Raw genomic sequence first — 5389 nt, forward strand, 5'->3', positions numbered from 1 at the left:
ATCGGGCTGTGGCTGATACTACGTGGAGCATCGCGAAGCGCAGGGCTTATTGCATCAAGAGCGCCCCTCGTGCGTCCTGTCGTGGCCGGGGATGGATCCGCGCATCATCACCATCAGGACAATGTTCATGGACATTGCGAGAGTTGCGGCCATGCTCACGCTCCCTCGCCGCAGGTGATTGCCGCCGCATCCAGTGCACCAGAGCTCGCGTCGGTCATTCTGGCAATCGCCATACGTCCATGCAGCGGTGCAATCCTGCTTTTGGTACTGACCTGGAAAATGGCATCCTTGAGGCCGGGATTGCCGGTGCTTTTGCCATGGCGTCGGGCACGGCCAGCCTTACCCTGCTTGTTGCATTCATGGGACGCTTCCTGCGCGGCGGCGTATTGTCAGTCTTTGCTGAATCCAGAATCCCGCATGTCATCGGAGCCACACTCGAGATTGCAGCCGGTGTGACTGTCGTGCTTCTCAGCGGTGGAGCACTTGGTCTGGTCTGACAATCTTGGGTACGATGCAAACGTGCCCGCAATAATGTCCGACTGGTTCTGATGCTACCGGGAAGGAGATTTCAGCGCTCCAACTCGGTTGGGATATCGCGAAGCTCAACAACGGTCGCGATTTCCTGACTTTCTTGAACCGCCCCAGATGAAGGGGAAGGCCGACACGGGCTAAAGGCCAATGTTCGGAGGGTGCCTTCTCTTGTGATATGCAAGAGCTGAGTGCATGTTCTGGAGGAGAACACTCTGGAGGGGGTATGCCGCCCGACAATGCGCGAGAAGAGGTCACTGGCTTGATCCTCCGGGTTGCGCTGCGGGATCGGGCAGCGTTCGACTGTCTATATGCCGCTACCTCGGCGAAACTCTTCGGCACCTGCCTGCGTATCTTGAGAAACAGGCCCGAGGCCGAGGAGGCCGTGCAAGAGGTGTTCATCAAGGTCTGGTTGAAAGCCGACAGGTTCGCCGTGACCGGACAAAGCCCAATGACCTGGCTGATCGCCATCGCGCGCCATCACGCAATCGACCTTCTGCGCGTCAGGCGCGAGACCACGGGCGGCATCGATGAGGCAGCACTGGCGATGCGAGATCCGGCCGCAGGTCCCGAGGCAATGGCCGTGGCCGCAGGTGAAATGCGGCTGCTCAACGGCTGCATGTCGGAGTTGGACCCCGAAAAGGCCAGCGCGGTGCGTGCCGCCTATCTGGAGGGTGACAGCTATGCCGATCTGGCGACCCGCCATGACGTGCCCTTGAATACAATGCGCACCTGGCTGCGGCGCAGTCTGATGCGCCTCAAGGAGTGTCTGGAGCGATGAGCGCGATGGAACCCGACCGTTCTGATGACGGGGGCGATGACTTTCTGGCCGCCGAGTTTGCTCTGGGCGTGTTGCCGGGTGTTGAACTGGCAGCACTAGCCCGCCGGGCCGAAATGGACCCGGCTTTCGCGCGGGCGGTGGCCGATTGGGAGGAACGACTGTTGCCTTTGGCCGACGGCTATGCGCCTGCCGATCTGCCACCCGGAGTAAAGCAGACGCTGGATCGGCATCTGTTCGGGATTGCCGGGCCTGCTCCTCGGCCCGGTTTCTGGGCCAGCCTGGCCCTGTGGCGCGGTTTGGCCGGCACAGCGATGGCGGCCTTCCTTTTGGCACTGATCGTGCCGCAGTTGATGCCAAAACCGGCGCCGCCTCCCGATGTCATGGCCTCACTTTCCGCCGAGGCGAGCGATGTGCATTATATGGCGGTCTATGATGCGGGCACTGGAACGGTCCGCCTGGCCCATATGTCGGGCACACCCGCCGCGGGTCGGGTCTTTGAGTTGTGGGTGGTCGAGGGCAGCGCCGCCCCGGTTTCGCTGGGGGTGATCCCGACGGGGGCGATGGTACGGATACCGATAAGCGACGCGTTCCGCGCGTTGCTGACCTCACGCGCGCAGATGGCGATCAGCCTCGAGCCACCGGGCGGTTCACCCACCGGCCAGCCGACTGGCGCAGTGGTGGCCGTCGGCGATCTTCTGGATATATGACTATTATTTTAAAGCTATATCAACATATTGACAGAAGTTCTCAAAAGTAATCGTCGAGGGCATGAAACTTTCCATGCGCAGCCGCCGTGTCTTCTCCTGTCCGTCGATCTCGAGGCGGCTATCCAATGGAGGAAAGCGTATGAACACGATCACCAAGGCGCTGTTCGCAGGTTGCTTCGCCCTTGCCACCGCCGGGACTGCGCTGGCGCAGGACAATCCAATGGTCGGTGGCGCGGAAATGTTCGCTGACAAAAATATCGTCGAAAACGCCCTGAACTCGAAGGATCATACCACGCTGGTCGCCGCTGTTAAGGCAGCCGGACTGGTGGAAACCCTGCAAGGGGCTGGCCCCTTCACCGTTTTCGCCCCCACCAATGCCGCTTTCGAGGCGCTGCCTGCAGGCACGGTCGACACCCTTCTGAAGCCGGAAAACAAGGACAAGTTGGTCAAGGTCCTGACCTGCCATGTCGTCGGTGCCAAGGCCATGGCGGCGGATGTGCAGAAGATGATCACGGATGATGGGGGCAAGCATGTGATCGAGACGCTGGGCGGTTGCAAGCTGACCGCCGAAGTGAAGGACGGGATGGTCATGCTGACCGACGAGACCGGCGGTACGGCCAAAGTGACCATCGCCGATGTCGTTCAGTCGAACGGCGTCATCCACGTCATCGACAAGGTGCTGCTGCCGGCGGGTTGATCCTCGCCCGTGGTGCTGGCTCCGTGTCGCGTGGTTTTCCGCCTCCCGCACGATACGGGGCCGCTGCGCCGGATCCTTTTCCTTCCCATAAACCTGTCGATGGCCTCGACGCTCGCTCGCCATCGTCGTCGCGTGTATGTGAGAAACTGGCTTTCACTGGCGGGACATTGCAAGCCGGACGGGATGGGTGATGACACAGGAGCCAGACCGGTGAGTGCCTGGCCTATCCGTCCGGTGTTCTGTTCACGGTGTCATTCTTGACGATGCGCGATCGACTACGCGGAGGTATGCGCCGAGATTGCGGGTAGCTCTACGCGATCCTTTCTAAGTGAAGAGTCAGAGCGTGCCGAAAACCGGCGGCCGACTACGCTCGCTCGTCCTCCCTCCCATACACCATTGCATCAACATGGAAGCGCCTATCCGGGGGCAACGCGTCCCGAAGTCATTGGGAGCTCTCAAACAATCCTGCAGCGCTGGGGTGGGTCGACCATATTGATAAATTTTCGGCCTTCGAAGCCGAAGCGGTTTTACTCAATTGGATCGGTTAAAAACTGATGACCCTACACACCAGAGAAGCTGGCAATCGGCAGGGAATCACGCTTTATTCGCAGCTGGTCAGCCGCTCCGTCGTAGTATCGGATTATTCATTATCCAAACGCAGAGGCGGATATCTGCATGTCGACCATAATGTCCATTCTCGGTGGCGTCGGGCTGTTCCTGCTCGGTATGACGATTATGACCGACGGCCTGAAGGCCCTGGCCGGTTCCGCGCTGCGGGAAGTTCTCAGCAAGGCAGCAGCCACGCCTCTCTCGGGCGCCTTCTGGGGTGCAGTAGTGACGCTGCTGGTACAGTCGTCAAGCGCGGTAACGATGACGACAATCGGCCTCGTCAGCTCCGGGCTTCTCACCTTTCCACAAGGGCTCGGTCTCGTGTTCGGTGCCAACATCGGGACAACTGGTACCGGATGGCTTGTTGCACTCATTGGCGTGAGGGTTTCGCTTTCTACCTATGCCCTGCCGATGATCTTCATCGGAGCAATGGCACGACTGTTGGGTGGGGCGCGGATCGCGGGGGCAGGCAGTGCGCTCGCAGGCTTCGCGCTCGTACTCTATGGCTTAACATCCCTTCAACAAGGGATGGGCGGGCTTGCCGAGAGATTGCAACCTTCCGATCTGCCGGCAGTGCTGGGCGCATCGGGAATTGATTGGATCACGGGGTCAATCGGCCTCATGATTCTGATCGGGGTCGGTTTGGCAATGACGGCAGTCATGCAATCCTCAACTGCGGCAATCGCCGTCACTCTCTCGGCCTTCTACGCCGGAGCGGTCAGTCTGGAGCAAGGCGCCGCGCTGATCATTGGCCAAAATATCGGGACGGCAACGAGTTCTGCATTGGCAGCGATCGGTGCCAGCACGACCGCCAAACGCCTCGCCTTGGCTTATGTGCTATTCAAGGTCATAGCGGCACTTTTGGCAATCATCGTTTTTCCATTCGCGGTCATGTTGATGAAAGCGCTCGCGGCGTCAGTCGATGGGGTAACCCTGCTCGCCGCCTACCACACTGCCTATAATGTCGTGGGCGTTGCCGTGCTCCTGCCCGTAACCGCAGGATTTACGCGTCTGGTGGAGCGGATATTGCCCTCCAAGCAGACCGCACTCGAGCGCGCGCTCGATCCCAGTGCTCTCGAGAACCCGGTGATTGTAATAGAAACCGCACGGCGTGTCGTGGCGGGCGTGGTCGCGCAAACTGCCGCCTCAGTTTCCGATGCGCTTGGCGGCGACGCTCGCGGCGCATCACAGGACATCGCAGCGGCAGGCGCGGCCCTCAGTAGCGTGCGAGATTTCCTGACAGAGTTGAAGCAGCCTCCGGAGACGGAGGCCGAGCGATTACACATGACGAGCATGTTGCATGCGCTCGATCACGCCTCGCGCCTTGTGGAAGCGGTGGCGTCCGACGAATTTCGGGAACAACAGGTCAGAGTTGCCCGTGACCTGCGCGCTGCCGAACATTGCGTCCAGGCCATGTATGAGACCCAGGCAGTGTGCAGATCGATCACCTCGGAAAGTGGCCTCAGCGCCCAAGCGTCGCCTATCGGCTGGAACGTTTCGCCTGAAATGGAAGCAGCGCTTGCCAACCTGGAGGGAGCAACCAGGGAGCTTTCCATTCTGGAACGGGATCATCGCTCTGCGGCGCTGGCCTCCGTCTCGCCGGGACAAATGACCGCAGCGGATGCCTTTGCGCAGATCGAAGCGGCCAGAAAGCTCACGCAAATCGCGCATCACGCTTGGCGTTCCACGGCGCATCTTCTCGGACGTGGAAATATGTAAAATATCGGGGGAAACGATAGAGCGCCCACTACGGGACATGCGTAAGCGTGACCTTCGCCTCAGACAGCGACAATTCTACTTTTTTGTGGTTATAGGCTGAGCCGCGACCCTGACGCGGATGAGATTCAGCAGCGCCGCCGCATCGGTCGCGCGCAGCAGCCCGGCCTCGACGTCCTTCAGAACCGACATGCGCTTCAGATCACCTCCGGTCATCATCACCCATCCCACGCCTGTTCTCCGACTTTGGCCCAGATGCTTCAATCGGGGAACTGTGACATTACTGAATTGCCAATGTGAGACACATTAGCTTTGCGGTTAGACCTTAGAATAGCATAATCCGATTTATGT

At 59.9% G+C, this 5389-nt stretch carries 6 protein-coding genes; 5 read left to right on the forward strand and 1 reads right to left on the reverse strand.

Features of this window, described 5'->3' with window-relative positions; all coding sequences use genetic code 11:
• Positions 1-239: 239 nt before the first annotated feature.
• From IB235_RS25450 to IB235_RS24345, 5 genes are all read left to right on the forward strand, one after another.
• Complete coding sequence (locus IB235_RS25450; protein ID WP_225612611.1) at positions 240-497, forward strand: hypothetical protein; 258 nt, start codon at positions 240-242, stop codon at positions 495-497.
• 257 nt (positions 498-754) lie between these two features.
• Positions 755-1309: a sigma-70 family RNA polymerase sigma factor gene (locus IB235_RS24330; protein ID WP_192338939.1), complete on the forward strand. Its 555-nt coding sequence runs from the start codon at positions 755-757 to the stop codon at positions 1307-1309.
• Positions 1306-2016, forward strand: coding sequence for an anti-sigma factor domain-containing protein (locus IB235_RS24335; protein WP_192338942.1), 711 nt, complete (start codon positions 1306-1308; stop codon positions 2014-2016). The genes IB235_RS24330 and IB235_RS24335 overlap by 4 nt, the downstream gene beginning before the upstream one ends.
• Positions 2017-2155: 139 nt before the next feature.
• Complete coding sequence (locus tag IB235_RS24340; protein WP_192338944.1) at positions 2156-2713, forward strand: fasciclin domain-containing protein; 558 nt, start codon at positions 2156-2158, stop codon at positions 2711-2713.
• 675 nt (positions 2714-3388) lie between these two features.
• Positions 3389-5041 carry a Na/Pi cotransporter family protein gene (locus IB235_RS24345; protein ID WP_192338946.1) on the forward strand — a complete coding sequence of 551 codons (1653 nt, stop codon included), beginning with the start codon at positions 3389-3391 and terminating at the stop codon, positions 5039-5041.
• A 75-nt stretch (positions 5042-5116) separates the two neighbouring features.
• On the opposite strand, the gene IB235_RS24350 is transcribed toward IB235_RS24345, so the two are convergent.
• Positions 5117-5254 carry a hypothetical protein gene (locus IB235_RS24350; RefSeq protein ID WP_192338948.1) on the reverse strand — a complete coding sequence of 46 codons (138 nt, stop codon included), beginning with the start codon at positions 5252-5254 and terminating at the stop codon, positions 5117-5119.
• Positions 5255-5389 lie beyond the last annotated feature (135 nt).

The sequence above is a fragment of the Paracoccus sp. PAR01 genome (assembly GCF_014851995.1).
Taxonomy (GTDB): Bacteria; Pseudomonadota; Alphaproteobacteria; order Rhodobacterales; family Rhodobacteraceae; genus Paracoccus; species Paracoccus litorisediminis.

Coding starts and splice junctions, on each gene's coding strand:
- IB235_RS24340 (WP_192338944.1), top strand. CDS start 2,156: ATGAACACGATCACCAAGGCGCTGTTCGCAGGTTGCTTCGCCCTTGCC.
- IB235_RS24330 (WP_192338939.1), top strand. CDS start 755: ATGCCGCCCGACAATGCGCGAGAAGAGGTCACTGGCTTGATCCTCCGG.
- IB235_RS25450 (WP_225612611.1), top strand. CDS start 240: ATGCAGCGGTGCAATCCTGCTTTTGGTACTGACCTGGAAAATGGCATC.
- IB235_RS24350 (WP_192338948.1), bottom strand. CDS start 5,254: ATGACCGGAGGTGATCTGAAGCGCATGTCGGTTCTGAAGGACGTCGAG.
- IB235_RS24345 (WP_192338946.1), top strand. CDS start 3,389: ATGTCGACCATAATGTCCATTCTCGGTGGCGTCGGGCTGTTCCTGCTC.
- IB235_RS24335 (WP_192338942.1), top strand. CDS start 1,306: ATGAGCGCGATGGAACCCGACCGTTCTGATGACGGGGGCGATGACTTT.